The sequence below is a fragment of the Fodinibius salipaludis genome (assembly GCF_002287075.1).
Classification (GTDB): Bacteria; Bacteroidota; Rhodothermia; order Balneolales; family Balneolaceae; genus Fodinibius; species Fodinibius salipaludis.
On the sequence record NZ_NSKE01000022.1, the window covers coordinates 1 to 2,484 of the forward strand.

The following is a 2,484-nucleotide window of genomic DNA, read 5'->3' on the forward strand; positions in this document are numbered from 1 at the left end:
TAGATCTATTCAATTGCCGAAGAAACTCGTTGAAGATTTACAGAAACATGTCCTAATAAATCCAGACTGGACTCTAACCGATCGAGGTATTAGAGTTTTGAGAAGATTAGCTGAGGAATAAACTGCTAACCCGCGCATTAACTCGGACGTGCCTCGCTATCACTTGCCAAGTTTTGGTATTTTAGCTCTCCGTTCATTATTTAACTAATCAACGCTACTTTGCACGCCGGTTATGCGCAATGTCGTTAGCACCACAGCGCTTAATATTGTGGGTCTGGTAGGCGCTTGCCATCTTTATAAATCTCAACAGCTTCAATGCCAGATACTGGTTTAGCAGTTTCAGCCATTTCCTTTGTATCAAATTCACTTGCCATCAACTTTTCTACTGCCTGTTCCGCACTTTCGGCTTTAATAGTTAATAGCGGTCGTACTATCATCGTTGCTGCTATCTCGTACTCATCTGTATCGGCGCTGTGGTTGCTAACCATGCGCATTAAATCGGACTTCTCTCGCCCTGCTTCTTCGGGGTCGCTCACTATGTCTTTTACTTCATAGAGTAAATCATCAACCAAGTCCCAAATAGCATCAATATGTACCATTTCTCCAGTATCAGATTGCAAATCTTTTAGTTCTTGATGCTTACGTTGATGTAACTCTTCAATCTCTTCATCAATCGTTTTCCGTTCGCTTGTGCTTGTATTCTCACTCATAATCTTGTCGTTTTGTTAAAATTGTAGGTCAGCCGTTTATGCGCTACGTCGTTATACTGCGCGTCGGCCATTGCGGCTTGTCCATTTTTTTACAGCCGTTTTTTGCTTCTTTATGGGCTGGCAGGTGCTCCCATTTTTAGCCCCGGTTTGTGGGGTGATTTTCCAAAGCTGGTCATCTGCACCAGTGCCACATTCACCTTCCGTATTCTTGCCTTCGTGGTAAGGTCGGTATTCCTGCTTTTCTCACAATTTTCCCGGTGCTCCTGCCCTTTCCAAAAAACCTGGTTCCCGGTTTGCCACCGGCCTCCGCGGCAATTTCGCTGGTCACCGGCTTCTGGTTTTTCCTGCTTCTATCCGAAGCGTTGCTGTTTCGCATCTTTCGCCCCAGTATAACAAGGCGCTTCAAGCGGACAGGCCTCGCCCTCCCTTGCTCGTTTTCGGTTTTTTGGCTACCCTTTCTATTACAGACAATGTCAACACTCCGGCGCCTGCAGCTTAAGCGCTGGGTCGTTAGGTATTTTCAACTCCACACTAAGTAAATGAATTTTTTACGTTGGCTACTTTTTCTTCCTCTTGCAGCAATTCTTATAGCTATAGGCCAAACAATAACCGTGCTATTGGCGGAAAACCTACATTGGTATTTTGTGGCATCAATTCTAATTTTCTTTGGCTGGACAGTAATAATTACTTCTTATTTGCCTAGTAAAATTGCGCCAAAGCATAAAATTTCAGCAATAATTATACTAACTCTCTTTGTGCTATTTGAAGGAGGGACTTTAGTACTTCACTTTTCCGAATTTTCATGGACCGTAATTTTTGCAAGAATTTATATAGACATATTAATTATCGTTGGTGGTATTGTTGCATATAAAGATGATAAAAGTTTAAAGGAAGTTTTTACTAAACAGGATGTTTGAAAGCATGAACTTTATTTACTTTAATCTACTTTTACTTATTTCTGGTTGGATTGGTTTATATACTTTTTCGTTTATTCTAATGGCTATTTTATCACCCTTTAAATTCGTAAACGATGTTAGAAATCCACCCAAAATACTTTCTTTTTCATTGTCTGGAATTGGAATAATTTTCCAAATTTATTTTTGGTCACTTTGGTCAGCTTATTGTGTCGCAATAACTTTTGAATATACAACTTCCCCCACTACATGGGATTGGTTATATTTTATTTGTGGTTATGGATGGAGCTATGGTCTAATTGGATGGTTAAGCTATAAAGAACAACTTACTGCTTTTGATTTTGAAGAGAGTAAACAAATTACACGTGGTGCTTTATTCTATAAATTTGTAGCTGTAGCAAGTTTTATAATATTTGTATTTTGGCCTAATTTAATGGATAAACCATTTGGATGGGTATTAAACATCTTAGTTTGATAATAGTGGAAAATACCTAACCCGCGCATTAAGTGGGACGTGCCTCGCCGTTGGCTGCCGGTTTCGATTTTATCAGTTTCCATAGTACATTTTAAAGTAAATTCAGAGCTATTTTGCACGCCCCTTATGCGCCATGTCGTTAGCAGTTTTATTCTAATTTTAAATTAATAATACTATAAAAATGAGTGACGAAGACATTTCAAATAAAATTGAAATAGACTCTGAACCACCAAAAAACTCCAAACCAGATTATATCTTAAATAGAGAGAGTTGGTTCAAAATAATTTTAATATCAGTTGCTGCTATAGTTATAGGTTATAAAATTATTGAGGCTCCTATAAATTTTGATTTTTCAGATTTTCGCTTCTCAGACTTTTTGTCACTT

4 protein-coding genes are annotated in these 2,484 nt (G+C 38.6%); 3 read left to right on the plus strand and 1 reads right to left on the minus strand.

Annotated features, from left to right (window positions below):
• Positions 1 to 260: 260 nt before the first annotated feature.
• Positions 261 to 710 (minus strand): hypothetical protein, encoded by a 450-nt coding sequence (locus CK503_RS15800; protein ID WP_095607802.1) that lies wholly within the window; start codon positions 708 to 710, stop codon positions 261 to 263.
• Positions 711 to 1,249: 539 nt separating this feature from the next.
• Here CK503_RS15800 and CK503_RS15805 point away from each other — a divergent pair.
• The 3 genes from CK503_RS15805 to CK503_RS15815 all read left to right on the plus strand — a co-directional run.
• A complete protein-coding gene (locus CK503_RS15805) occupies positions 1,250 to 1,627 on the plus strand; it encodes a hypothetical protein (RefSeq protein WP_095607803.1) in 378 nt (125 codons plus the stop codon).
• A 4-nt stretch (positions 1,628 to 1,631) separates the two neighbouring features.
• Positions 1,632 to 2,099: a hypothetical protein gene (locus CK503_RS15810; protein WP_141239962.1), complete on the plus strand. Its 468-nt coding sequence runs from the start codon at positions 1,632 to 1,634 to the stop codon at positions 2,097 to 2,099.
• A gap of 181 nt (positions 2,100 to 2,280) precedes the next feature.
• Positions 2,281 to 2,484 (plus strand): hypothetical protein (locus CK503_RS15815; RefSeq protein ID WP_141239963.1); only part of this gene is annotated, 204 nt, incomplete at its 3' end.